Genomic DNA, 22,847 nt, shown 5'->3' on the forward strand with positions numbered 1-22,847 from the left:
TCAGCCTCGGTGTCCTCAGCCTCGGTGTCCTCGGCGTCGGGCTCAGCCGTGCAAAGGCAGCGGCAGATCGGCGTCGAGCAGGCCGCGGGCGACGAGCGTATGCCACAGCTCGTCCGGGATGTGACGGGTGAACAGCGCGGCATTCTCGGCCATCTCCTCGGGCCCGGCGGCACCGACGACGGCGGAGGCGACAGTACGGTGCCCGAAGGGGAACCGGAGCGCGGCGGCCTTGAGGGGGATATCGAACTGCGCGCAGACAGCGGCGAGTTGACGCGCCCGGTCGAGGACGGCGGGTGGCGCGGGCGCGTAGTTGTAGGGCGCGCCGGGTGACGGGTCGGCCAGCAGACCGGAGTTGTAGACGCCGCCGACGACCACGGAGGTGCCGCGGCGCTCGCACACCGGCAGCAGATCGTCGAAGGCGGTGCGCTCCAGCAGGGTCCAGCGTCCGGCGCAGAGCACCACGTCCACGTCCAGGTCGGCGACCAGACGGGCCAGCAGACCGCTGTGGTTCATGCCGAAGCCGATGGCACGCACCGTGCGCTCGGCGCGCAGCTCGGCAAGGGCCGGGTAGCCGGTCTCGTACACCTCCCGCAACTGCTCCTCCACGTCGTGGAGGTAGACGATGTCGACGGCGTCCACGCCGAGCCGCTGCAGGGACGCGTCCAGCGTGGCGCGGATCCCGTCGCGGGAGAGGTCCCGTACCCGGGCCCGGGCGGGGGTGTCCACAAAGCCTTCGCCGGCTGCCCGCTCCCCCGGCGCGAGCGGCCGCAGCCGGCGGCCGACCTTGGTGGAGAGGGTGTAGGCGGCGCGGTCGCGGCCGCGCAGCGCCCGGCCGAGGCGTTCCTCGGACAGGCCCACGCCGTAGTGCGGGGCGGTGTCGAAGTAGCCGGCGCCGGCGGCGAGGGCGGTGTGGACGACGCGCTGCGCCTGCTCCTCGGGGATGGCGCGGTAGAGGTTGCCGAGCGGTGCGCAGCCCAGCCCCAGGGGCGGGACGGTGACACCGGTTCCTCCCAGCTTCCTCGGTCCCTGCGGGGGACAGTGCATGGCGGGCCTCAGTCCTGCTTCTCGCCGCTGGTGAACCGGGAGATGACCAGCGCGATGATGATGATCATGCCGTTGAGGAACTGGGTCCACAGCGGTGGCACGCCGCCCAGGGTCATCACATTGATGACGAGCTGGAGCGTGAGGACGCCGGTGAGCGCGCCGAAGAGGGTGCCCCGGCCGCCCTTGAGGCTGATGCCGCCGATCACCGCCGCGGCGAAGACCTGGAAGATCCAGCCGTTGCCCTGGCTCGCGGAGACCGCGCCGTAGTGGCCGGTGTAGAGGATGCCCGCGAAGGCGGCGAGCAGGCCGCCGACGGCCAGCACGATCCAGGTGAGGCGGTCCACCCGGATACCGGCCGCCCGGGCCGCCTCCGGATTGCCGCCGATGGCGTACAGCGCCCGCCCGTGCCGCAGGTAGCCGAGGGCCGCGCCGCCGAGCGCGAAGAGGGCGAGGCAGATCCAGACGGCGGCCGGGACGCCCAGCCAGTCGGCCTGCCCCAAGTAGGCGAAGGACTCCGGGACATTGCCGATGGACCGGCCCTCCGAGAGGCCCACCTGCAGACCGCGGAGCATGGTGAGCATGCCGAGGGTGGCGATGAATCCGTTGACCCGCAGGGTGAGGATGAGGAAGCCGTTGGCGGCGCCGATCGCCGCGCCCACGGCCAGGCACAGCGGGATCGCGGCCTGGGCGGGGAAGAGTTCCAGCCCGGCGAAGCGGCCGCCGTGTGCGGGCATCACCAGCCACAGGGCGACCACCGGTGCCAGGCCGATGGTGGACTCCAGCGACAGGTCCATCCGCCCGCTGATGAGGATGACCGCCTCGCCGAGCACCAGCAGGCCCAGCTCCGTGGACTGCTGGATGACGCCGACGAGGTTGTCCCGGGTGAGGAACGCGGGCGACACGATGAAGCCGATGACGCCCAGCACGAAGATCACCGGCACCAGGGAGAAATCCCGCCAGCGGGCCGGATCGATCCGGGGCCGCCGGCGCGGCGGGCGCTCCGCCACGTCGGTGGCCGGCGGCGATACGGTCTCGGTCATGGCGCGGTCCCTTCCGTTCTTTGCGCTTCTTCCGTTCCCTGCGTTCCATCCGCTGCCCGCGTTCCTGCCGCTCCCCGCGTGGTGCGGGCCTCCGGCGCGGGATCGCGGACCGGGCCGGACGGGCCGGACGGGCCGGACGGGCCGGACGGGCCGGACGGGCCGGACGGGCCGGACGGGCCGGGCCCGGCGTCCTCGCCGGCGCCGGCCGCCATGCCCTCCATCGCGGCGACGAGTTCGTGATCGCGCCAGCCGGCGGCGAATTCGCCGGTCACCCGGCCGTGGAAGAACGCCAGCACCCGGTCGCAGACCCGCAGGTCGTCCAGCTCGTCGGAGACGATCAGGGCGCCGCTGCCACCGTCCGCGACCTCCCGTACGACGCCCAGCAGCGCGTCCTTGGACTTGACGTCGACGCCGTTGGTGGGCCGGACGGCGACCAGCACGGCGGGCTCGCGGGCCAGCGCACGGGCGATCACGACCTTCTGCTGGTTGCCGCCGGAGAGCCCGGACACCGGCTGGCCGGGCCCGGTGGTCCTGATGTCCAGGGCCGCGATCATCCGGCGGGCGAACGCACGGGTCCGGGACGGCAGTACGGTGCCCATCGGCCCGAGCCGGCCGGCGACGGTGAGCGTGGCGTTCTCGGCGACGCTGCGGCCCGGGACGAGCCCTTCGCGGTGCCGGTCCTCGGGCACGTAGCCGATGCCGGCGGCGAGGGCGTGCGGCACGCTGCCGGTACGGACCGGCCGCCCGCACACCGTGATCCGGCCGCCGTCGGGGGCACGCAGCCCCGCCAGCGTCCGGCCGATCGCGGTGCTGCCACTGGCCGTGGCGCCCGCGAGCCCCACCACCTCGCCGGCCCGTACGGTCAGGTCGAGCGGCGCGAAGTGCCCTGCGGCGGCCAGGCCCTGGGTGCGCAGCACCGGCTCCCCGGGCGGGCGCGCGCCCGTCCGCGGCCGCCGCGCGGGGCCCGCCTCCTCGCCCGTCATCGCCGCCACCAGCGCGTCCTTGGCCAGCCCCGGGACGGGCGCGGTCAGCACATGCCGGGCGTCACGGAAGACGGTGACGGTGTCGCACAGCTCGTGGACCTCCTGAAGGTGGTGCGAGATGAACAGGAAGGCCACTCCCCGGGCGCGCAACTCCCGTAGTCTGCCGAAGAGCCGGTCGATGCCGGCGGCGTCCAGCCGGGCGGTGGGCTCATCGAGGATGATCAGCCGGGCACCGAAGGACAGCGCACGGGCGATCTCCACGAACTGCCTTTGCTCGACGCCGAGTTCCTTGATCCGGGCCGCCGGGTCGACCTCGACGCCGTACTCGGCGAGCAGTTCGCGGGCCCGCTCGCGCAGCGCCCGCCAGCGGATGGTGTGCCCGCCCTGGAAGCGGCCGAGGTAAAGGTTCTCCGCGACGGTCAGCTCCGGCACCGTCATCGACTTCTGGTAGACGCAGGCGGCCCTGCGCTGCCAGGCGGCGGTGTCGCCCCAGCCGGGCGCGGGCGCGCCACCGAAGGTGACCCGGCCGGCGTCCGGGCGTGCCATGCCGGTCAGTACGGACACCAGGGTGGACTTGCCCGCGCCGTTACGGCCGACGAGGGCGTGCGCCTCTCCGGGGCGTACGGTCAGCCGGGCGCCGTCGAGGGCGACGGTGGGGCCGTAGCGTTTGACGATCCCCTCGGCGTGCACCGCCGCCGCGGCCCCGTGCACCGCCGGCCCGGGCCCGTGCGCCGCCGCTGCGGGCTGTCCGGACACCGCCTCGTCCGCCCCGTCCGCCTCCACCGCCTCGTCCGCCCCGTCCGCCTCCACCACCTCGTCCGCCTCCACCGCTACTTCTTCTTCCCGAGCTGGTTGGCCCACAGTTTCTTGTCGTCGACGGTGTCCTTGGTGACCAGGGGCGCCGGCAGCTGGTCCTCCAGACCGTTCTTGATCTTCACGATGGTCGAGCCGTGGCCGGTGGGGCCCGGGGTGAAGGTCTTGCCCTCCAGGCCGGCCTTGGCGTAGTACAGCGCGTACTTGGCGTAGAGGTCGGCGGGCTGGGAGAGGGTGGCGTCGATCTTTCCGGCCCGGATCGCGTCCAGTTCGTCCGGGATGCCGTCGTTGGAGATGATGGTGATGTGCCCGTCGGAGCCGGCCGGCCGCAGGAGTTTCTTCTGTTGCAGGAGGGCGAGCGTCGGCTGCAGGAAGGCGCCGCCGGCCTGCAGATAGATGCCGTTGACGTCCGGGTGCTGGGCGAGCAGGCTCTGCAGCTTGCCGGAGGCGACCTCGCCCTTCCAGTCGGTGGCCAGCTCATGCACGGTGATCTTCGGGAACTTCTTCTTCATGCACGCCGCGAAGGCCTCGGAGCGGTCCCGCCCGTTGATCGAGCTGAGGTCGCCCTGGAGTTCGGCGACCCGGCCCCTGCCGCCCAGTTTCCTGCCGAGGTAGTCGCAGGACTTCTCGCCGTAGGCGCGGTTGTCGGCACGTACGACCATGTAGACCTTGCCCTCGTCGGGGCGGGTGTCGACGCTCACCACCGGGATCTTCTTCTCCGCCAGGCGCCGCAGCGCGCTGGCGATGGCCCCGGTGTCCTGCGGTGCCATGACGATGGCCTTGGCGCCCTGGTCGGTCAGCGCCTGCACATTGGAGACGACCTTGGCGATGTCGTTCTGCGAGTTGGACAGCGGCAGCGCGGCCGGTCCGCCGTGGTCCAGGTCCCTTTCGAGGTACTGCTGGTAGGAGTTCCAGAAGTCGGTGTCCGTACGGGGCATGTCGATGCCGATCCTGCCGCCCGCGGTGCTGCTTCCGCGGTTGCAGCCGGCGAGCGCGGCGGTGGCGAGCAGCACGGCACATGCCGCCGCGCCGGTCGTACGCAGTCTCATGGGTGGTCCCTCGGTCGTGGTGTGCGGCTGGTGCGGGGCGCTGTACGGGCCGGGGCGGATGCAGGTCGGGGCGGATGCGGGCCGGGGCCGGATACGGGCCGGGGCCGATGACGGTTCTTGGCCGGTCAGGTGGCGGGCCGGCCAGACGGCGGGGCCCGGCCAGACGGCGGGCCCGGTCAGGTGGCGGGCCGCAGCCGCAGCCCCTGCATCCCCCCGTCCACGGCGAGCACCGTCCCGGTGATGCCGGAGGCGGCCGGGGACGCCAAGGAGGCGATGGCGGCGGCCACTTCGTCCGCGGTGACCATCCGGCCCATCGGCTGTCGGGCGTTGAGGGCGGCGCGTTCGGCGGCCGGGTCGTCGGCCCGGTCCAGCAGCCGCCCGACCCACGGAGTGTCGGCGGTGCCCGGATTGACGCAGTTGACGCGGATGCCCTCCCGGAGGTGATCCGCGGCCATCGCGAGGGTCAGCGAGAGGACCGCGCCCTTGCTGGCGCTGTAGAGGGCGCGCTGCGGCAGGCCGGCGGTGGCGGCGATGGAACAGGTGTGGGTGATGGAGACCCGGCCCGGGGCGCCGGCAGCGGTGCGGCGCAGCGCCGGGAGTGCGGCGCGGGCGGTACGCACCAGGCCCAGCACGTTCACGTCCAGGACCCGGCCCCACTCCGTGTCGTCGTTGTCCTCGACCGTGCCGACGGCGCCGATGCCGGCGTTGCCGACGAGGGTGTGCAGGGCGCCCAGCTCCCCCACCGCTTCGCCGACGGCGGCACCTACCCCGGCGTCGGAGGTGACATCGGCCGTGACCGGGATCGTCCCGGGGGGCGCGCCGGAGGGGTCCCGGTCCAGGACGGCGACCTTGGCGCCGCGCGCCAGCAGCAGGGCGGCGGTGGCCGCCCCGATGCCGGAGCCGCCGCCGGTGACGAGCGCCGCCATCCCCTGGAAGTCGGCCGGCGGCCGGGCGTGGTGCGGTGCGGAACTCATGCGGAGACCTCCTGTTCGCCGTGCCGGCTGTGCGGAGAGCGACGGGCGCGCCACACCGGCCCGTCGGGGAAGCGGTGGGCGGCGACCGAGGCCGGCTTCATCCGGGCCGAGAAACCGGGCGCGGCCGGGGCGCGGTAGCGGCCGCGCTCGACGACGACGGGATCGCTGAAGTGGTCGTGCAGATGGTCGACGTACTCGATCACCCGGTCCTCCCAACTCCCGGACACCGCCACGTAGTCGAACATCGCCAGATGCTGCACCAGCTCGCACAGCCCGACCCCGCCGGCGTGCGGGCACACCGGCACGCCGTACTTCGCGGCCAGCAGGAGGATCGCCAGGTTCTCGTTGACCCCGGCCACCCGCGCCGCGTCGATCTGGACGAAGTCCACGGCGCCGGCCTGCAGCAGCTGCTTGAAGACCACCCGGTTGGCGACGTGCTCGCCGGTGGCGACCTTCACGGGCTGGCCGGAGCGCACCGCGGCATGCCCCAGGACGTCGTCCGGGCTGGTCGGTTCCTCGATCCAGTGCGGGGCGTACGGCGCGAGCGCGGTCATCCAGCGGACCGCCTCGGCCACGTCCCAGCGCTGGTTGGCGTCGACGGCGATCCGTACGCCGGGGCCGACCGCGTCCCTCGCCAGCCGCATCCGCCGCTTGTCGTCGTCGAGGTCGGCGCCCACCTTCAGCTTGATCTGGCCGAAGCCCTCGGCCACCGCCTTCTTCGCCAGCCGCACCAGCTTGCCGTCGTCGTAGCCGAGCCAGCCGGGCGAGGTGGTGTACGCGGGGTAGCCCTCGGCCTTGAGGCGGGCGGCGCGCTCGGCCCGGCCGGGTGCCGCGGCGCGCAGGATCGCCAGCGCCTCGGCCGGGGTGAGGGCGTCGGAGAGATAGCGGAAGTCGACGAGGGAGACCAGCTCCTCGGGCGTCAGCGCGGCAAGGAACTCCCACACCGGCAGGCCCGCCCGGGCGGCGGCCAGGTCCCAGGCGGCGTTGACCACGGCGCCGGCCGCCATCTGCATCACGCCCTTCTCGGGGCCGAGCCAGCGCAGCTGGGAGTCGTGGGTGAGGTCATGGTGGAGTGCGGCGAGAGCGGCGGCGGTGGCGGGTACGGGGCGGCCGACGACGTACGGGGCGAGGGACCGGATCGCGGCGGCCATGACATCGTTGCCGCGCCCGATGGTGAAGCAGAGGCCGTGGCCCCGCGGTCCGCTGCCGGTGTGCAGCACGACATAGGCGGCGGAGTAGTCGGGGTCCGGGTTCATGGCGTCCGAGCCGTCGAGCTGCTCCGAGGTGGGGAAGCGGACGTCGTGGACCTCGAACCCGGTGACGGTGTCGGCCGCAGCCATGGGCATGCCCCCTGAGATGTTGCGGAAGAACATCGGACCTCTGCCGGTCATCCGATGTATAGACCCGCGCGTCGGGCACCGTCCAGACCGCGTACGGAAGTTGACCGAACGTCCCCCGCAACAGATCGGATGAATCTCGACCACCTCACGCAAAGGGGCTGCGAACCGGCACCACGGACGCCGTAGTCTTGGGAACGCACGTAATGGAACTGCTGCCGGCGGCCGCCCCAGGTGGCCGGACCGGTCGGAAGGAGGCGCTGGGTGATCGAGCTCGAGGGGGTGCCCGAGCTGATCGACCCGGTCATGGTGGCCGCGTTCGAAGGCTGGAACGACGCCGGCGACGCCGCCTCCGCCGCGGTCGCGCATCTGGACCGGGAGTGGAAGGGCGAGGTCTTCGCCGCGCTGGACGCGGAGGACTATTACGACTTCCAGGTGAACCGCCCCACCGTCTTCCTGGACGGCGGCGTACGCAAGATCACCTGGCCGACGACCCGGCTCTCCGTCGTCCGCGTCGGCGACAAGAACGGCAAGGGGCGGACCCGCGATCTCGTCCTGGTCCGCGGTATCGAGCCCAGCATGCGCTGGCGCTCGTTCTGCAACGAAATCCTCGGCTTCGCCCATGAGTTGGGCGTGGAGATGCTGGTGGTCCTGGGCTCGCTGCTCGGCGACACCCCGCACACCCGCCCGGTGCCGGTCAGCGGGGTCACCTCCGACGCGGAACTCGCCGGCCGCCTGGACCTGGAGGAGTCCCGCTACGAGGGCCCGACGGGCATCGTCGGCATCCTCCAGGAAGCCTGCACCCACGCGGGCGTTCCCGCGGTGAGCCTGTGGGCGGCGGTTCCGCACTACGTGTCCCAGCCGCCCAACCCGAAGGCCAGCCTCGCGCTGCTCAACCGCCTGGAAGACCTCCTCGACGTCCGCATCCCGCTCGGTGAGCTGAGCGAGGACGCGCGCGCCTGGCAGCTGGGCGTGGACCAGCTGGCGGCGGAGGACAGCGAGGTGGCCGAGTACGTCCAGTCGCTGGAGGAGGCGCGGGACACCGCGGACCTGCCGGAGGCGTCCGGCGAGGCCATCGCCCGCGAGTTCGAGCGCTATCTGCGCCGCCGTGACCCGCAGGCCCCTCCCGGTGTCGCGACCGAGGGCGGGCTCGCCGAGGGCCGCGACAGCTCCTACCTCCGCGACTCCGCCGGCGGCCGCAGCCGCCCGCCCCGCCCGGTGTCCAAGGAGCCGCGGGAACCCAAGCCCGGCGACGACAGCGGTACGGCGCCAAAGGACACCGGTACGGCGAAGGACACCGGCAAGGGCGACAAGGACTCCGGTGACGCGCCCGACCCGTCGGGAGGCACCTCGGGAGGCACCTCGGGAGGCCCGTCGCAAGGCGCGGACTCCGCCGACTCCACGCGGCCGGAGGACGGCCCGGAGGACGCCGGAAGCTGAGCGCCCTGCGCCGGCCCTCCCGCCGGGGCGGGAGGGCCGGCGCTCGCTGCTCATCCCGAGCAGTGGAAGCGCGCCCCCGCCCAGTCGCCGTGATCGCCGGACTTCTTGCCGTCCGTATCGGTCACCTTGAGGCGTACGTGCCGGACGCCGCCCAGCGGCACGTCCACGGCCACCGGTGCCGAGGCGCCGGTCAGTTTCGGCGAGGTCCACAGCACCTTGCCGTCCCCCTCCACCGAGAACGCGACCTGCCCGTAGTCGGCGATCTCGTCGTCGATCCCGGCGTCCGCGGTGAAGGACGTACAGCGCCCGCCGGTGAAGAACTCCAGGTCCGAGTCGGCGTGCGTCCCGATGCCCTTGGCGTACGTCTTCCCGGCGAGGGTGAGCGGACGGCCGTCCGCCGCCCCCGACTCGCCGTTGCTGCGGTCCCGTTCGGCCGGCCCGTAGCCATTGGTGCCGCTCAGCCACTCCAGATCGCTCGCCCAGGCGTCCTGGGCGGGCGCCTTCGGTACGGCCCGCACCTCGAAGCGGTGCACCGTGGTCCGCACCGCACCGGCCGAGCGGTAGCGGACGGTCGCGGTCACCGTGACCGGGTCCGCGCTCCTGGCGTCCTTCGGCGCGGTGAGCGTCAGCGCGTCACGCAGAGTGGATCCGGCCGCGATCCGCGCATGGCGCACCGGCGCCGAGACGGTCCAGCCCTTGGGCGCGGACAGGGACACCGACACCTCATGTGCCGTACGGGTGCCCGCGGTGAGCGCCGTCCGTACGGCCGTCGGCACGCCCTTGGTCACTTCCTGACCGCCCGGCGTGGCCACCGCGACCGTCGCGCCCGGGGTCCGGCCGCCGACCGCGCTCGCGCCCTTCAGCACCAGGCTGAACGCGCGGCCGGTGGGGCGGGAGGCGGTCTTGATCCGGACGACGCCCGCACGGTCGGCGGGGTCGTGAATCCAGCCCTCGTCCGCCGCCGCGAACGCGCCCGCGGACGGCAGCCGCTTCAGCGGACGGCCGTCCAGGGTGACGCCGTGCGGGGCGTCACCGGTGTGCACGGTGAAGCGGTACGGCCGGGCCGTCTGCTTGCCCCGGAACGAGCCCCGCAGGGCGCCGACGCCGATCCGTACGTCGCCGCCGCCGGAGCGGGGTGCGGCCACCTGCACCCGCTGGGTGGCGCTGCTGCCGTCCCGGTGCGCACGGGTCACCCCGTCGTCCTCGTAGAGGGTGAACGAGGAACGGCCCTGCGGGTAGACGTCCCAGGCGAGCGGCGAGTGTGCCGTCCGGTCCTGGTAGGACCTGATGCCCGGCCACATGGGCACGGCGGCACCGGCCTTGACGAAGAGCGGCAGGGTGTCCAGGGGGGCGCTGTAGCCGTCGACCGTGGCCGGTCCCCGGTAGGTGTGGCCGGTCCAGTAATCGACCCAGGTGCCCTTCGGGAGATAGATGCCGTCGCGGGTGCCGGTGTCCTGGTAGACGGGCGCCACGAGGAAGTCCTGGCCGGTCAGGAACTCGTACTTGGCGGCGTCGGTGGCGGCCTTGGGGTCGTCGGGGTATTCGAGCGACAGCGGGCGCACCGGCCCGACGCCGGTCCGGGTCGCCTCGGCCGCGTAGGAGTACATGTAGGGCAGCAGCGACTCCTTCAGCTTCAGATACTTGCGGTTGACGGAGGTGTAGGGCTCGCCCTGGCGATAGGGCTGCTTGTCACTGGCCGCCCAGCCGTCCATCGTCATCATCGCCGGGAGGAAGGACTTCCACTGCAGGTCGCGGACGTAGGTCCGGGGGCTGCCGCCGAAGATGCCGTCCACATCGCCGGTCGTGTAGGCGAGTCCGGACATCGTCGCGCCCGCGTAGGTGGGTATCTGCCAGCGGATGTAGTCCCAGGTGCCGCTCTGGTCACCGGACCACTGGACCCCGCAGCGCTGTGCGCCCGACCAGCTCTCGGGGGCCCAGGTGAAGCCCCGGGCATCGCTGTTGTCCTCGATGCCCTTGTAGGCGTCCTTGCAGCCGTCCAGGGCGAATTTGTAGCCGTCGCCGACCCAGGCGACATCCAGTTTGGCGATCCGCTGGCCCGCCTTGACCTGGTCGGCGAGCTTGCCGATGCCGTCCTCGGTCCACAGCCCCAGCTTCATCTTCCGCTCGCCGAGGCCCTTGGAGGTCTCGGCCAGGTTCTCGTAGCCGCAGCCGTAGCCGTCGTTGACCAGCATCCAGCCGTTGGGCAGGTCGTGCGCGGTGTAGCCGTCGGCGACCTTCAGGGCGTCCAGGGTGTGCCGCTCCCCCCGGTTCGCGTTGTGCAGATAGCAGTCCGAGTCACCGATCTCCAGGCCGTACAGCGGTGGCAGGAAGGGCTTGCCGGTCAGCGAGGTGTACTGGCCGATGACGTCCTTGGCGCTCGGCCCGGCGAAGTAGTAGGCGTCGAAGCGCCGTTCCTTCGCGCGCGTGGTCACCGGCTCGTCGAAGGCGTACGTATTGGGCGCGTACGTATTGCGGAAGACCCCGTATCCCGCGGACGAGAGGTAGAACGGGACGGAGTTGGGGTGTCCGCCGTCGTCCCAGTGGTAGTCGACGCCGACCTCCACGGTGTGGCCGCGGTGTGAGGTGTTGCCGCGCCCGTTCTGCATTCCGGCGCCGTAGAACTGCTCGTCGCGGCCCCGTGCCAGGGTCTGGGTGGTGGTCGTGTCGTCCCAGCTCAGCCCCTTCGCCTCGGACCACACCAACGAGCCGTCGGCCCGCCGCAGTTCGAAGCGCAGCGGCGCCTTGAAGGCCTTCAGGGTGACCTGTGAGGTGCTGAGTTCGTAGGCGTCCCCGGCGTCCCGCCAGTGGGTGGCGGGCGGTGCGCCCCGGGGCAGCACGATGTCCTTGCCGGTCGGGTCGGTGAAGGTGCCGTCCGGGGCGAGTTCCACGCGGAAGGTCCGGTCACTCACGAAGCTGACGCGTGCCTCGGCCCGGCCCGCGTGCAGATGGTAGACGGGCCCGTCCGCGGCGAAGCCGGTGATGTCACCGACGGTCTGCGCGGGTGCGCGGCCGTCCGCCCGTACGCTGCCCGCCGGCCCCGCGACGGCCGCCGCGAGCCCGAGCAGCGCGGCAACGACCGCCACCCGCAGTCCTGTTGGTTTTCTCATGCCCGCAGCTCTAGTCCGCGTCCGGGCCGCGCCACCATGGACTCTTGGGCCGGGTTGCTGGATTTCTGCGCGCCCGCCGGCCGGCGGGACGGCCCGAGCGGTGACAAGAGGGGCGCCCCCGCCGGTCGGCGAAGGCGCCCCTGAGGACGGGTGCGGCGGGTGGTTACAGGGCCACGCCGAGCAGTGCGTCGACCGCACGGGAGACGAGGCCGGGAGCGCCCTCGTCGCTGCCGCCGGCGGACTCCTGCGCCGCGGCCCAGCGGTCCACGGCCGCGAGGGCCGCCGGGGAGTCGAGGTCGTCGGCCAGTGCCGTACGGATCTCCTCCAGGAGGGCGTCGGCGGACGGGCCGTCGGGACGGGAGACCGCGGCACGCCAGCGCGCCAGCCGCTCCACGGCCTCCTCCAGCACCGCGTCGGTCCACTCCCAGTCGGCGCGGTAGTGGTGCGCCAGCAGCGCCAGGCGGATCGCGGCCGGGTCGGTGCCGTCGCGCCGCACCGCGGAGACGAAGACGAGGTTGCCCTTGGACTTGGACATCTTCTCGCCGTTCAGGGCCACCATCCCGGCGTGCACGTAGGCCTTGGCGAAGGGGTACTCGCCGGTGAGCGCCTGGGCGTGCGAGGCGCCCATCTCGTGGTGCGGGAAGGCGAGGTCGGACCCGCCGCCCTGGACGTCGAAGCCCATGCCGAGGAGGTCCAGGGCGATGGCGACACACTCGATGTGCCAACCGGGCCGGCCGCGGCCCAGCGAGCCGCCGTCCCAGCTCGGCTCGCCGTCACGGGCGGCCATCCACAGCATCGGGTCGATCGGGTTCTTCTTGCCTTCGCGCTCGGGGTCGCCGCCGCGCTCCGCGGACAGCAGCCGCATCGCCTCGGCGTCGAGCCCGGAGACCTCGCCGAAGTGCGGGTCGGCCTCGACGGAGAAGTAGGTGTCGCCGTCCAGCTCGTAGGCCGCGCCGGCGTCGCGCAGCCGCTCCACCAGCGGGACGATGCCGGGTATCGCCTCGACGGCGCCTATGTAGTGGCGGGGCGGCAGCATCCGCAGGGCCGTCATGTCCTCGCGGAAGAGGGCGGTCTCGCGCTCGGCAAGCGCCGTCCAGTCGACGCCGGTGGCAACGGCCCGCTCCAGCAGCGGATCGTCGACATCGGTGACGTTCTGCACGTAGTGAACCTGGCGCTTCGTGTCGAGCCACACGCGCTGAACCAGGTCGAACGCGTTGTAGGTCGCCGCGTGCCCCATGTGGGTGGCGTCGTACGGCGTGATGCCGCACACGTAGATACGGGCGACGGGACCGGGGTCGAGGGTTACCCGTCCGCCGGTCGCGGTGTCGTGGATCCTCAGGTCGCGGCCCTGGCCAGGCAGGGCGGGGACCTCAGAAGCGGGCCATGCATGCATGCCATGAGCCTAACCGGACGGATGTTCCGTCTACGAACGGGATCAGAGGTCTGGCCGGAAAGGCGCTCTTGTGTTCAGCGGCCGAACATGCAAGCGGGCCGGGCGGTGTCCCGCCGCGCCCACGGCGGAATCTCAGACCGGCGGCCAGGGGATGGCGGGCCATTCGCCGCTCGGCTCCGGATGCCGGCCGCTGCGCAGCAGCCCGGCCACCCGCGCCCGCAGCGCCTCGATCTCGTCATCCGTGATCAGTTCGGCCAGTCGGGCGGCGAGCGGACCGGCGTCCTCCAGTGCCTCCTGAAGGCCCCGCAGCACCTCCAGCGCCTCGTCGGTCAGCGGCTCCCCCGCCCACCCCCACAGCAGGGTGCGCAGCTTGTCCTCGGCGTGGAACGTGACGCCGTGGTCGATGGCGAAAAACTCTCCGCCGGCGCCGGGCAGCAGGTGGCCGCCCTTGCGGTCACCGTTGTTGATCACGGCGTCGAGTACCGCGAGCCGCCGCAGCCGTGGATGGTCGGCGTGCACCAGCAGCGCCGTGCGGTCCTCGCCGACCTGCGCGAAACCGACCGCCTTCCAGCCGGGCCCCGGTTCCTCGTCCTCCACCAGGGCCAGCAGCTCGGGCACCTCGTCGCTGCTCTCCGGCGGATCGATCCACTCCTGGACCATGCCGGTGCCGTAGGGGCCGTCGCGCAGCACGGTCACCGGGATGAGGTCCCAGCCGCAGGCACGGGAGATCTCGTACGCGGCGACCTCGCGCTGGGCGAGCGTGCCGTCGGGGAAGTCCCACAGCGGGCGCTCACCGGCGACCGGCTTGTAGACGCAGTCGGCGCTGCGGCCGTCCTGCGCGACCGTGCAGTAGAGCACGGCGTTGGACGCCTCAGGGATGCGGCCGCGTACGGTCAGCTCACCGTCGGTGAACAGGGCGTCCGGCCGGTCCCCGGCGGGTTCCGGCGCGGCCGGCGGCGGCTCCTGGGGTGCGACGGGGCCGGGCAGCGGCGCCGCCTGCCCGGCGGGTTCGACGGGCATGGCACTCAGGCGTCCCGCCGGTATCCGTTCTGGCGCGGGCATACGTGTCCCTCCGGGTCGAGCGGCAGGCTGCACAGCGGGCACGGCGGGCGGCCGGCGTTGACCACTTCGAGCGCCCGCTTGGCGAACGCCCTGGCCATGGTTCCGGTGAGGCGCACCCGCAGCATCGGCGGACCGTTCTCGTCGTCCTGGAGCAGCCGCTCCTCCGCGTCGGCGAGGTCTTCGTCGCTGTCCGCGTCCAGCTCGACCAGGGCCTGTGCCTCGACGATCATCCGCTCGTCCTCGCCGTCCCAGGCGAGCGCCATCGTGCCGACCCGGAACTCTTCCTCGACGGGCGTTTCCAGCGGGGCGGAGTCGGCCAGCTCGGCGGGCGAGACGGCGGGCACCGGGGCGTTGCCTCCGCTGCGCCGCACGACCTCGTCCAGCAGCTCGTCGATCCGCTCGGCGAGTGCCGCGACCTGGGTCTTCTCCAGAGCGACGCTGGTGGTGCGGCCGGAGGCGGTGGCCTGGAGGTAGAAGCTACGGCGGCCAGGCAGCCCGACCGTACCGGCCACGAAGCGGTCCGGCGCGTCGTAGAAGAACACCTGACGGGACAACGTCCTGCTCCGATTGCTCGACTGCGGGGTCACTGCGGTCGCTGCACGTCCTGCGGTCACTGCGCGGATCGCAGGGGCGTGGCGGGCAGCGCCGTCGCACCACCCTACTGCGCCGACTGATCACGCTGCTCCCGCACCACCGCCGACGGCCGCGTCCCGGTCGGCCGCCGCGCTGCCGCCGTCCGCCCGGGGCGCGAGGGAGCCGAAGTCACCGGTGTCCCCGAGCCGTACGAGGTAGGGGCGCAGCCGGGTGTAGCGGATCGCGGTGACCGAACAGGGCTCGACGGAGATCCGCTGGAAGAGGTCGAGGTGCATGCCCAGGGCGTCGGCGACCAGGGATTTGATGAGGTCGCCATGCGAGCACATGACGTAGGCCGCGTCGGGGCCGTGCGCCTCGTCGATGCGGGCGTTCCAGTCGCGCACCGCGTCCACCGCCCTGGCCTGCATCGCGCGCATCGACTCGCCGCCGGGGAAGGCGGCCGCTGAGGGGTGCTGCTGGACGACCTCCATCAGCGGCTCGTCGCTCAGCTCGGCGAGTTTGCGGCCCGACCAGTCGCCGTAGTCGCATTCGCTGATCCGCTCCTCGAGGTGCAGCGTGAGCCACGGCCGGGCCTCCAGCAGCGGCGCCACGGTCTCCCGGCAGCGCTGCAACGGGCTGGAGACGACAGCGGTCAGCGGCACCCGGGACAGCCGTGCGGGCAGCGCGGCGGCCTGGGCGGCGCCGTGCTCGTCGAGGGCGACGCCGGGGGCCCGTCCGGCGAGCACTCCGGCGGTGTTGGCGGTGGAGCGGCCGTGCCGCACCAGGATCAGCGTGGGCATGGGCGCCACCCTACGTTCCCGGTCCGTGTTCCTGGCAGGCGGCGGCGTGACGAGCGAGAATGCCAGGTGTGATCGTGGACTGCGCCATCTACCGGGACGGCCGCCGCGCCGAGTGTGCGACCGACTTCTCCCGCGCTCTGGAGGAGGCGCGGGCCAAGGGTGACGCCTTCCTGTGGCTGGGGATGTACGAGCCGACGGAGCGGGAGTTCGATCTCGTCAGCAGCGAATTCGGGCTGCACCCGCTGGCCGTCGAGGACGCGCTCAAGGCGCATCAGCGGCCCAAGCTGGAGGTCTACGACGACTCCCTGTTCATGGTGCTGAAGCCGGTCACCTACGACGACGAGGCCGCCACGGTGACCACCTCGGAGGTGATGGTCTTCCTGGGCGAGGCGTTCGTGGTCACCGTCCGGCACGGCGAGGCCAGCCCGCTGGCGGCGGTGCGCCGGCGGCTGGAGGAACACCGGGAGATCCTTCGGCACGGCCCCGGCGCGGTGCTCTACGCGGTCTGCGACGCCGTGGTCGACCACTACATCGATGTGGCCGCCGAACTCCAGCTGGATCTGGAGGAGTTGGAGGCGGAGGTGTTCGCGCCGGTGCGCCGGGACACCAAGAACACCGCGGCCGAAATCTATGCGTTCAAGCGCGAGGTGCTGGAGTTCCGGCGGGCGACCGGCCCCCTGGCCGCGCCGATGACCCTCCTGCAGAACCCCGGCGTGCCGTACGTGCACGACCACGCCCGGCCGTTCTTCCGCGACGTCGACGACCACCTCACCCGCGCCAACGAGTCGGTGGAGAGCCTGGACCGGCTGCTCTCGGACATCCTCGCCGCTCATCTGGCGCAGATGGGCGTACGGCAGAACGACGACATGCGCAAGATCTCGGCCTGGGCGGCACTGGCGGCCGTACCGACCCTGATCGCCGGCATCTACGGCATGAACTTCGATGACATGCCGGAGCTGAAGTGGCACCTGGGCTATCCGGCGATCCTGCTGGTGATGGTCGTCATCGAGGTCTCGCTCTACCGGCTGTTCAAACGCCGCGGCTGGCTGTGACGCGGGCGGTCCCGGCGGCCGGGCGCCCGACAGGGCTCAGGCGAACTCCGGGGCGGAGGTGGCCGGGCCGCCCAGCGCGTCCCGGCGCTCGGGCATCCGGAGGCTGACCATCCGCCGCCAGCCGCCCAGCCGCTCATAGCCGTACATCGCCCGGATCCCGGTGATGATCCCGCCGTTTTTCACCTTCGGCCACCGCAGGATGCGGCCCATGTGGTCCATCACGGCCAGGCTGACGTCCCGGTAGATGACGAGCTCGGCATGGGCGCAGTCGTGCAGGATCCGCTGGATGGTCCGGCCGTGGCCGAGGCGGGCCAGCCGCAGCAGCTCCTCGTGGCAGTACGCCAGGTGGTTGTCCTCGTCGTGGGAGATCATCCGGATCGCCTTGCCCACCTCGGGGTGGTCGCCGAAGTACTTCCTGAGCATCACCATCTGGTCGGCGGCACGCTGTTCGGTGACCCGGCTGTGCGCGAGGTAGGTGATGATGTCGAGCTCGGTGAGCGGTTCGTCGCGGCGCAGCTTGTCGTGCGCCAGGCCGATGCCCTGCCTCTCCAGCAGCGCGGTGTAGTCGGTCTCCACGGGGACCGCGGCGGGCGTCAGGCCGCGTTTGCGCAGCAGGGCGTGGAAGATCCGGCCGTGTTTGTCCTCGTCCGCGCCGTGCCGGGTGACCTTGGGCGCCAGCTCGCGCAGCGAGGCGGGCACGAGGGCGGCGATCCGGCCGTTCTCCCAGCCGCCCTGGGCCTCTCCGCTGGCCGCGATGGAGCAGAACAGGCGGTAGGAGTCGTCGTTGTCGACGATCTCCTGGAACAGGCTTCGGGCCGAGATCATCTGCGCCACCTCCGAACGGACACACCCGTAGGAAAAGTCAAAGGGCGTGTTCCGCGGGAGGCAACCGGAGCGGCGGTCCGTACGGCCTTCCGGGCGATATCCGTCCTGGTGGCGGGCGTAACCGGGCACGCTTGACCGCGTTGTGCTGCCTGACGGCCGCGGCGGGGAAGATCCCCCGAGCCCCCGCCACGGCCGCGGGGCCGACCGGCCCGGCGCCGCGCGCGCCGGGCCGTGTGCGCCGGGCCGTGCGACGGCGCCCGGACAGGTTCCGGGACGAGCCTGCCGCCGGCCCGGTGGCCTACGCCAGGCCGGCCCGCTCCAGCGCCTCGGTACCGGCCCGCAGCGAGGCGAGGCGGTCCTCCAGGGTGAAGCCCGCAGGGGCCAGCGTCAGCGTGGTCACTCCGGCCGCCGCGTAGGCCTGCATCCGCTCGGCGATCCGCTCGACGGAGCCGAGCAGCGTGGTCTGGTCGATCAGCTGCTCCGGGATCGCGGCGGCGGCGCCCTCCTTGTCGCCGGACAGGTACTTGCTCTGGATCTCGGCGGCTTCCTTGCCGTACCCCATGCGCTGGGCGAGCTGGTTGTAGAAGTTCTGCTTCGGGCTGCCCATACCGCCGACGTACAGGGCGGTGTACGGACGGAACATGTCGGCCAGCGCGCTGACGTCCTTGTCCGCGCCGACGGCCAGCGGCAGCGTCGGACAGACGTCGAAGCCCTCCATTGTCTTGCCCGCCTTCTCGCGGCCGGCCCGGAGGTGCGAGATCGCGGTCTCCTCCAGGTGATCGGCCGAGGGGAAGATCAGCAGAGCGCCGTCGGCGATCTCACCGGTCTGCTGAAGGTTCTTCGGGCCGATCGCGGCGATGTAGAGCGGGATGTGCTCGCGCTGCGGGTGGACGGTCAGCTTCAGCGGCTTGCCGGGGCCGCCGGGCAGCGGCAGGGTCCAGTGCTCGCCCTCGTAGGACAGCCGCTCGCGGGTCATGGCCTTGCGGACGATGTCCACGTACTCGCGGGTGCGCGCCAGCGGCTTGTCGAACTTGACGCCGTACCAGCCCTCGGACACCTGCGGCCCCGAGACACCGAGCCCCAGGCGGAACCGGCCCCCGGAGAGGGAGTCCAGGGTGGCGGCCGTCATCGCGGTCATCGCGGGCGCACGCGCCGGGATCTGGAAGATCGCCGAACCGACGTCGATCTGCTCGGTCTGGGCCGCGACCCAGGAGAGCACCGTGGCGGCGTCGGAGCCATAGGCCTCCGCGGCCCAGCAGACGGCATAGCCCAGGCGGTCGGCCTCCTGCGCCACCGCGAGATTGTCGGAGTCCATCCCGGCGCCCCAGTAGCCGAGGTTGATGCCAAGCCTCATGCCGCTCCCCTTACCGATCAGTAACGTCGCTGTTCCGGGGACTGTAGCGCGCGCCGCCGCCGGCCGTCATCGGCAGGGTTGTCCACAGGTCCCCTGTTCCCGGCTCCCGGCCAGTAATCTCAAGGCCCATGGAGCAAAGGCACCTCGGCCGTACGGGCCTTCGCGTGTCCCGCCTCGGGCTCGGCACCCTGAACTGGGCCCGCGACACGGACGAGCAGGAAGCCGCCGGCCAGCTCAAGGCGTTCTGGGAGGCCGGCGGCACTCTGGTGGACACCGCCGACATCTATGCCGACGGCGGCGCCGAGTACCTCCTGGGCCGGCTGACGGAAGGGCTCGTTCCGCGCGAGGACCTGGTCATCGCGACCAAGGCCGGCAGCGTCCTGGCGGCGGACCGCCGCGTCGACGGCTCCCGCCGCCATCTCCTCGCCGCCCTGGACGCCTCCCTGGAGCGGCTGGGCACCGAGTACGTCGACCTGTGGCAGCTGCACGCCTTCGATCCGCACACGCCGCTGGAGGAGACCCTGCAGGCCCTCGATCTCGCCGTCACCAGCGGCCGGGCGCGCTATGTGGGGCTGTCGAACTTCTCCGGCTGGCAGCTCGCCAAGGCGGGCACCTGGCAGCTGGCCGCGCCCGGTGTACGCAACCGGCTGGCGAGCACGCAAATGGAGTACTCCCTGCTCCAGCGGGGCGTCGAGCGGGAGGTGCTGCCGGCGGCGCTCGATCTCGGCATGGGACTGCTGCCGTCGTCGCCGCTCGGGCGGGGCGTGCTGACCGGCAAGTACCGCCATGCGACGCCGGCCGACTCGCGGGGCGCCTCCGAGCATCTGGCCCCGTTCGTCGCGCCGTATCTCGACGAGACGGCGGGCCGGGTCGTCGAAGCGGTCACCACCGCCGCCGACGGACTGGCCGTCACCCCGCTCCAGGTCGCGCTCTCCTGGGTGCGCGACCGCCCCGGAGTGACCGCGCCGATCCTGGGCGCCCGCACGGAGCAGCAGCTCAGAGCCGCATTGTCAGTGGAGACCCTTAGTCTTCCTGACGAGATCCGCCGGGCGCTGGACGATGTTTCGGCGCCGGTGCACCACTACCCCGATCACGACTGGAGCACGCTGTGAGTACCGACCGCCTCGCCGGCGAAACCCCGCCCGAGCAGGAGGCCGCGCCCGGGACTGCGGATGCCCAGACACCCGACGACGCCACGGCACCGCAGGGCCCCGCGGCACCGCAGGACCCCACACCACCGGAGGACCCCGCGGCACCGCAGGACCCCGCACCACCGGAGGACCCCGCAGCACCGGCGGACGACGCCACGGCGCCGGGCCCGGACGCGACAGCACCGGAGCGCGCCACAGCGCCGGACACGGACACGCAGAGGGAGGCGGAGGCGGAGGCCGCAGCGGAAACGGCAGCACCGGGCACCGACACGACGGCACCGGGAAGCTCCCCGGCAGGGGCCGCGGACACGACGGCTCCGGTGAGCGAGCCGTCGCCCGCGGCACCCGGCGCCGGGGCGGCGCGGGAGGCCGCGGTGCCCGCGTCGGCCAAGGCGACCGCGGACGCGCTGGCCGCGGCGGTACGCGCGGTGGAGAGCGGCGAGCGCGCGGCCGCTTCGTTCTTCAACGACGCGCCCCGTCCCGCCCCCCGCCCCGCCCAGCCGGCCGCACCCGACGCCCGGCCCCGCGAGGACGGCCCGGAGACCGGCAGCCGCGCCCCGCAGCAGGGCGCACCCTCCGGCCCCGCCCCGGAGGCCGCCCGGCCCGGCACCGCACCCGACGCCGGCGCTCCTGCCGGTCCCCCCGTCACGGACACCGGCGCCATGAACCCGGCCGCCGCACCGGCTCCGCCCGGGCCGGTTCCGGCCCCCCGCCCCGCCGTTGCCGCGGCCCCCGGCATCGAGGGCGTGCGGCAGGTCCTCACGGCGGGCGGCGCGCCCCAGGCGCTGGCGGAGCCCGCCGCTGAGGCGCTGGGCGAGCGGGCGGCCGAGGCGCTGAGCGAGGACCCCTGGCAGTTGCTCGGGGTGCCCGGGGTGCGCCCCGAGCAGGCCGACGGCTTTGCCCGGGCGCTGCTCGGCCCGGCCTGCGGCCCTGGCGACGAGCGGCGCGCCCAGGCGTTGGTCGGCTGGCTGCTGGAACAGGCCGCCCTGGCGGGACACTCCGCCCTGGAGGCCGCCGCGCTGCGCGCCGCACTCGCCCAGCGCTCGGTGCCCGACCCCGACGAGGCCCTGCAGACCGCCATCGCGGACGGCGCGGTGCTGGTCTTCCAGGACGCGATCGAGGAACCGGGCCGGGCACGTCCCACGACGGGTGACGACGAGGACGAAGAGCAGCCGGTCCGCATCCTGCTCGGCCTGGACCGGTTCGCGATGGCCGAGGAGAGCGTCGCCGACGGCCTGGCACGGCTGCTGAACACGTTCGAGGCGGTGGCCGGGCCGGAGCAGGACACCGCGGCGGACGCCGGGGAGCCCGGCGGCTCCGCGGCGGACGCGGAGCCGGCGGACGCCGACCGGAGCACGGCCCCGCAGGGCACCGACGCCCCGGCCTCCGGCGCCGGAGACACCGGTGCGCCCGCCGACGCCGATGACACCGCCACCCCCCGGCCCGTACGCCCCTCCGCCGCCGCCTGGGATGCCGCGGCGGCCGCCGCACCGTCGCCGTCGGCCGCGGAGCTCATCCGCGCGGCCGCCCACAGCGGCCTGGTGGCGCACACCGGTGCCGAGGCGGCCCGCGCGGAGCCCGCCGCGCTGATCGCCGCGGCCCGCTCGCTGGGCCTGCGGGCGTTCGGTGCCACGCACACCGAGAACGGCCGCCGGCGCCTGGCCGCCCACCTCACCGCGAGCACCCCGGAGGCCGCCGACGCGTCCATGGACCCCGGCGCGGCCGCGGTGACCGTGTCCGGCCTGCTGTCCGGCCGGCAGGGTCCGGGCCGCGACGCGGACGGTGCCCTGGCGCTGGATCTGCTGGTCGTGCTGGACGCCCCGCAGCTGGATCTGGAGACCGCCGCGCTGCTCGTCGAGTCGCTGACCGACGGGACCCGCCTGGTGCTCAGCGGCGACCCGGGGGTGCTGTGGTCCGCCGGTCCCGGCCGGCTGTTCGCCGATCTGCTGGCGGCCCGCTTCTGCCCTCAGGTCGCCTCCCGCACCCCGGACTTCGGCCCGATCGGCGAGCTGGTGTCGGGCATCGGCATCGGCGAGCTGAACCAGGTCGAGGCGCCCGGCAAGGAAGTGGTGATCGTGCCGGCGCGGGATGCCGGAGAGGCGGTGCACCGCACCGTCCAGCTGGTCGCCGACTCCGTGCCCCGCGCGCTCGGTGTCCCCGCGGAGCAGACCCAGGTCATCACCGTCGGCCACGGCGGCGCGGCCGGCACCCGCGCGCTGAACGCCGCCCTCAAGGAACGGCTCAATCCCGGCCCCGGCCGGTTCGGCGGTTTCGACCCCGGCGACCGCGTGGCCTACGCCCCGGCACCCGGCCGCACGGTGCCCGGCACGGTCACCGGCGCGGACGCGTCCGGACTGCATCTCGATTGCGACGGCACCGCGGCGGTGGTCCCGCGCGAGCAGGTCGGTGCCGGAGCCGTACGCCACGGCTGGGCGCTCACCGCGCACCAGGCGGCCGGGACGCGCTGGCCCGCCGCGGTGGTCGTCCTGCCCGGGGACGCCGCCCGCGGCCTGACCCGCGCCTGGGTCTACACCGCCTTCAGCCGCGGCGAACGGCATCTGTCGGTCGTTCAGGGCGTCGATCAGGCGCTGCCCCGCGCCGTCGCGGAGGTACCCGTCAAGGAACGCACCACCCGGCTGCGCACCCTGCTGCGGCACAGCGTCCAGAGCACCGAGGAGCCGCCGGCGGCCGGCTGACCGGATCGCGGCGCCCGCTCCCCTCACCGCACGCCCCGCAAGCCGCCGGCCCCCGGGCCGCCGCCGCCCCCGTGGGCCCGGCCGGGGGCCGCGGCCCGGGGCCACCGGGGCCGATTCCGGGGGCGGGCCCGGCCCCGGCGCGGGGGGGCCGGTG

General features: G+C 73.4%; 17 protein-coding genes. 4 read left to right on the plus strand and 13 right to left on the minus strand.

Annotated elements, in window-relative coordinates:
• Positions 1 to 42: 42 nt before the first annotated feature.
• The 6 genes from ACGFR7_RS22600 to ACGFR7_RS22625 form a co-directional block, all read right to left on the minus strand.
• A complete protein-coding gene (locus tag ACGFR7_RS22600) occupies positions 43 to 1,044 on the minus strand; it encodes an aldo/keto reductase (protein ID WP_393322030.1) in 1,002 nt (333 codons plus the stop codon).
• Positions 1,045 to 1,052: 8 nt separating this feature from the next.
• The gene (locus ACGFR7_RS22605; RefSeq protein WP_393322033.1) at positions 1,053 to 2,084 is read right to left on the minus strand and encodes an ABC transporter permease; all 1,032 of its coding nucleotides are present in this window, start codon (positions 2,082 to 2,084) and stop codon (positions 1,053 to 1,055) included.
• Complete coding sequence (locus tag ACGFR7_RS22610; RefSeq protein ID WP_393322398.1) at positions 2,081 to 3,778, minus strand: sugar ABC transporter ATP-binding protein; 1,698 nt, start codon at positions 3,776 to 3,778, stop codon at positions 2,081 to 2,083. Before ACGFR7_RS22610 ends, ACGFR7_RS22605 begins: the two co-directional genes overlap by 4 nt.
• A 119-nt stretch (positions 3,779 to 3,897) precedes the next feature.
• Positions 3,898 to 4,929 carry a sugar ABC transporter substrate-binding protein gene (locus ACGFR7_RS22615; protein ID WP_393322036.1) on the minus strand — a complete coding sequence of 344 codons (1,032 nt, stop codon included), beginning with the start codon at positions 4,927 to 4,929 and terminating at the stop codon, positions 3,898 to 3,900.
• A 176-nt stretch (positions 4,930 to 5,105) separates the two neighbouring features.
• Positions 5,106 to 5,903, minus strand: coding sequence for an SDR family NAD(P)-dependent oxidoreductase (locus ACGFR7_RS22620; RefSeq protein WP_393322039.1), 798 nt, complete (start codon positions 5,901 to 5,903; stop codon positions 5,106 to 5,108).
• Positions 5,900 to 7,243: an enolase C-terminal domain-like protein gene (locus tag ACGFR7_RS22625; protein WP_393322042.1), complete on the minus strand. Its 1,344-nt coding sequence runs from the start codon at positions 7,241 to 7,243 to the stop codon at positions 5,900 to 5,902. The genes ACGFR7_RS22620 and ACGFR7_RS22625 overlap by 4 nt, the downstream gene beginning before the upstream one ends.
• A 261-nt stretch (positions 7,244 to 7,504) precedes the next feature.
• Between ACGFR7_RS22625 and ACGFR7_RS22630 the strand changes: the two genes are divergently transcribed.
• Positions 7,505 to 8,680, plus strand: a complete 1,176-nt coding sequence (locus ACGFR7_RS22630) for a PAC2 family protein (RefSeq protein WP_393322045.1) — start codon at positions 7,505 to 7,507, stop codon at positions 8,678 to 8,680.
• Positions 8,681 to 8,730: 50 nt separating this feature from the next.
• On the opposite strand, the gene ACGFR7_RS22635 is transcribed toward ACGFR7_RS22630, so the two are convergent.
• The 5 genes from ACGFR7_RS22635 to ACGFR7_RS22655 all read right to left on the minus strand — a co-directional run bounded on the left by ACGFR7_RS22635 (position 8,731) and on the right by ACGFR7_RS22655 (position 15,615).
• Positions 8,731 to 11,787, minus strand: a complete 3,057-nt coding sequence (locus tag ACGFR7_RS22635) for an NPCBM/NEW2 domain-containing protein (RefSeq protein WP_393322048.1) — start codon at positions 11,785 to 11,787, stop codon at positions 8,731 to 8,733.
• Between the two features lie 163 nt (positions 11,788 to 11,950).
• Positions 11,951 to 13,180: a cysteine--1-D-myo-inosityl 2-amino-2-deoxy-alpha-D-glucopyranoside ligase gene (gene mshC / locus ACGFR7_RS22640; protein WP_393322051.1), complete on the minus strand. Its 1,230-nt coding sequence runs from the start codon at positions 13,178 to 13,180 to the stop codon at positions 11,951 to 11,953.
• Between the two features lie 132 nt (positions 13,181 to 13,312).
• Positions 13,313 to 14,200, minus strand: coding sequence for an SCO1664 family protein (locus tag ACGFR7_RS22645; RefSeq protein ID WP_393322054.1), 888 nt, complete (start codon positions 14,198 to 14,200; stop codon positions 13,313 to 13,315).
• Positions 14,201 to 14,205: 5 nt separating this feature from the next.
• On the minus strand, positions 14,206 to 14,796 hold the full coding sequence (locus ACGFR7_RS22650; protein WP_086718061.1) for a DUF3090 domain-containing protein: 591 nt from the start codon (positions 14,794 to 14,796) through the stop codon (positions 14,206 to 14,208).
• 120 nt (positions 14,797 to 14,916) lie between these two features.
• Positions 14,917 to 15,615: a histidine phosphatase family protein gene (locus ACGFR7_RS22655; RefSeq protein WP_393322057.1), complete on the minus strand. Its 699-nt coding sequence runs from the start codon at positions 15,613 to 15,615 to the stop codon at positions 14,917 to 14,919.
• A gap of 59 nt (positions 15,616 to 15,674) precedes the next feature.
• Here ACGFR7_RS22655 and corA point away from each other — a divergent pair, with 59 nt between their 5' ends.
• Positions 15,675 to 16,667 carry a magnesium/cobalt transporter CorA gene (gene corA, locus ACGFR7_RS22660; protein ID WP_393322060.1) on the plus strand — a complete coding sequence of 331 codons (993 nt, stop codon included), beginning with the start codon at positions 15,675 to 15,677 and terminating at the stop codon, positions 16,665 to 16,667.
• A gap of 36 nt (positions 16,668 to 16,703) precedes the next feature.
• On the opposite strand, the gene ACGFR7_RS22665 is transcribed toward corA, so the two are convergent.
• Positions 16,704 to 17,492: a ferritin-like domain-containing protein gene (locus ACGFR7_RS22665; protein ID WP_393322063.1), complete on the minus strand. Its 789-nt coding sequence runs from the start codon at positions 17,490 to 17,492 to the stop codon at positions 16,704 to 16,706.
• 298 nt (positions 17,493 to 17,790) lie between these two features.
• Positions 17,791 to 18,846 carry an LLM class F420-dependent oxidoreductase gene (locus ACGFR7_RS22670; protein WP_393322066.1) on the minus strand — a complete coding sequence of 352 codons (1,056 nt, stop codon included), beginning with the start codon at positions 18,844 to 18,846 and terminating at the stop codon, positions 17,791 to 17,793.
• Between the two features lie 128 nt (positions 18,847 to 18,974).
• Between ACGFR7_RS22670 and ACGFR7_RS22675 the strand changes: the two genes are divergently transcribed.
• Entirely contained in the window at positions 18,975 to 19,958 is a 984-nt protein-coding gene (locus ACGFR7_RS22675) for an aldo/keto reductase (RefSeq protein ID WP_393322069.1), read from the plus strand.
• Entirely contained in the window at positions 19,955 to 22,693 is a 2,739-nt protein-coding gene (locus ACGFR7_RS22680) for a helix-hairpin-helix domain-containing protein (RefSeq protein ID WP_393322071.1), read from the plus strand. The genes ACGFR7_RS22675 and ACGFR7_RS22680 overlap by 4 nt, the downstream gene beginning before the upstream one ends.
• The last annotated feature ends 154 nt before the right edge of the window (positions 22,694 to 22,847 follow it).

The organism is Streptomyces sp. NPDC048516 (assembly GCF_043199875.1).
Classification (GTDB): domain Bacteria; phylum Actinomycetota; class Actinomycetes; order Streptomycetales; family Streptomycetaceae; genus Streptomyces.

Bases quoted from the DNA above. Each gene is read 5' to 3' on its own strand.
- ACGFR7_RS22670 (WP_393322066.1), bottom strand. From the start codon at position 18,846: ATGAGGCTTGGCATCAACCTCGGCTACTGGGGCGCCGGGATGGACTCC.
- ACGFR7_RS22615 (WP_393322036.1), bottom strand. From the start codon at position 4,929: ATGAGACTGCGTACGACCGGCGCGGCGGCATGTGCCGTGCTGCTCGCC.
- ACGFR7_RS22625 (WP_393322042.1), bottom strand. From the start codon at position 7,243: ATGGCTGCGGCCGACACCGTCACCGGGTTCGAGGTCCACGACGTCCGC.
- ACGFR7_RS22635 (WP_393322048.1), bottom strand. From the start codon at position 11,787: ATGAGAAAACCAACAGGACTGCGGGTGGCGGTCGTTGCCGCGCTGCTC.
- ACGFR7_RS22655 (WP_393322057.1), bottom strand. From the start codon at position 15,615: ATGCCCACGCTGATCCTGGTGCGGCACGGCCGCTCCACCGCCAACACC.
- ACGFR7_RS22675 (WP_393322069.1), top strand. From the start codon at position 18,975: ATGGAGCAAAGGCACCTCGGCCGTACGGGCCTTCGCGTGTCCCGCCTC.
- ACGFR7_RS22645 (WP_393322054.1), bottom strand. From the start codon at position 14,200: ATGCCCGTCGAACCCGCCGGGCAGGCGGCGCCGCTGCCCGGCCCCGTC.
- ACGFR7_RS22620 (WP_393322039.1), bottom strand. From the start codon at position 5,903: ATGAGTTCCGCACCGCACCACGCCCGGCCGCCGGCCGACTTCCAGGGG.
- ACGFR7_RS22665 (WP_393322063.1), bottom strand. From the start codon at position 17,492: ATGATCTCGGCCCGAAGCCTGTTCCAGGAGATCGTCGACAACGACGAC.
- corA (WP_393322060.1), top strand. From the start codon at position 15,675: ATGCCAGGTGTGATCGTGGACTGCGCCATCTACCGGGACGGCCGCCGC.
- ACGFR7_RS22600 (WP_393322030.1), bottom strand. From the start codon at position 1,044: ATGCACTGTCCCCCGCAGGGACCGAGGAAGCTGGGAGGAACCGGTGTC.
- mshC (WP_393322051.1), bottom strand. From the start codon at position 13,180: ATGCATGCATGGCCCGCTTCTGAGGTCCCCGCCCTGCCTGGCCAGGGC.
- ACGFR7_RS22605 (WP_393322033.1), bottom strand. From the start codon at position 2,084: ATGACCGAGACCGTATCGCCGCCGGCCACCGACGTGGCGGAGCGCCCG.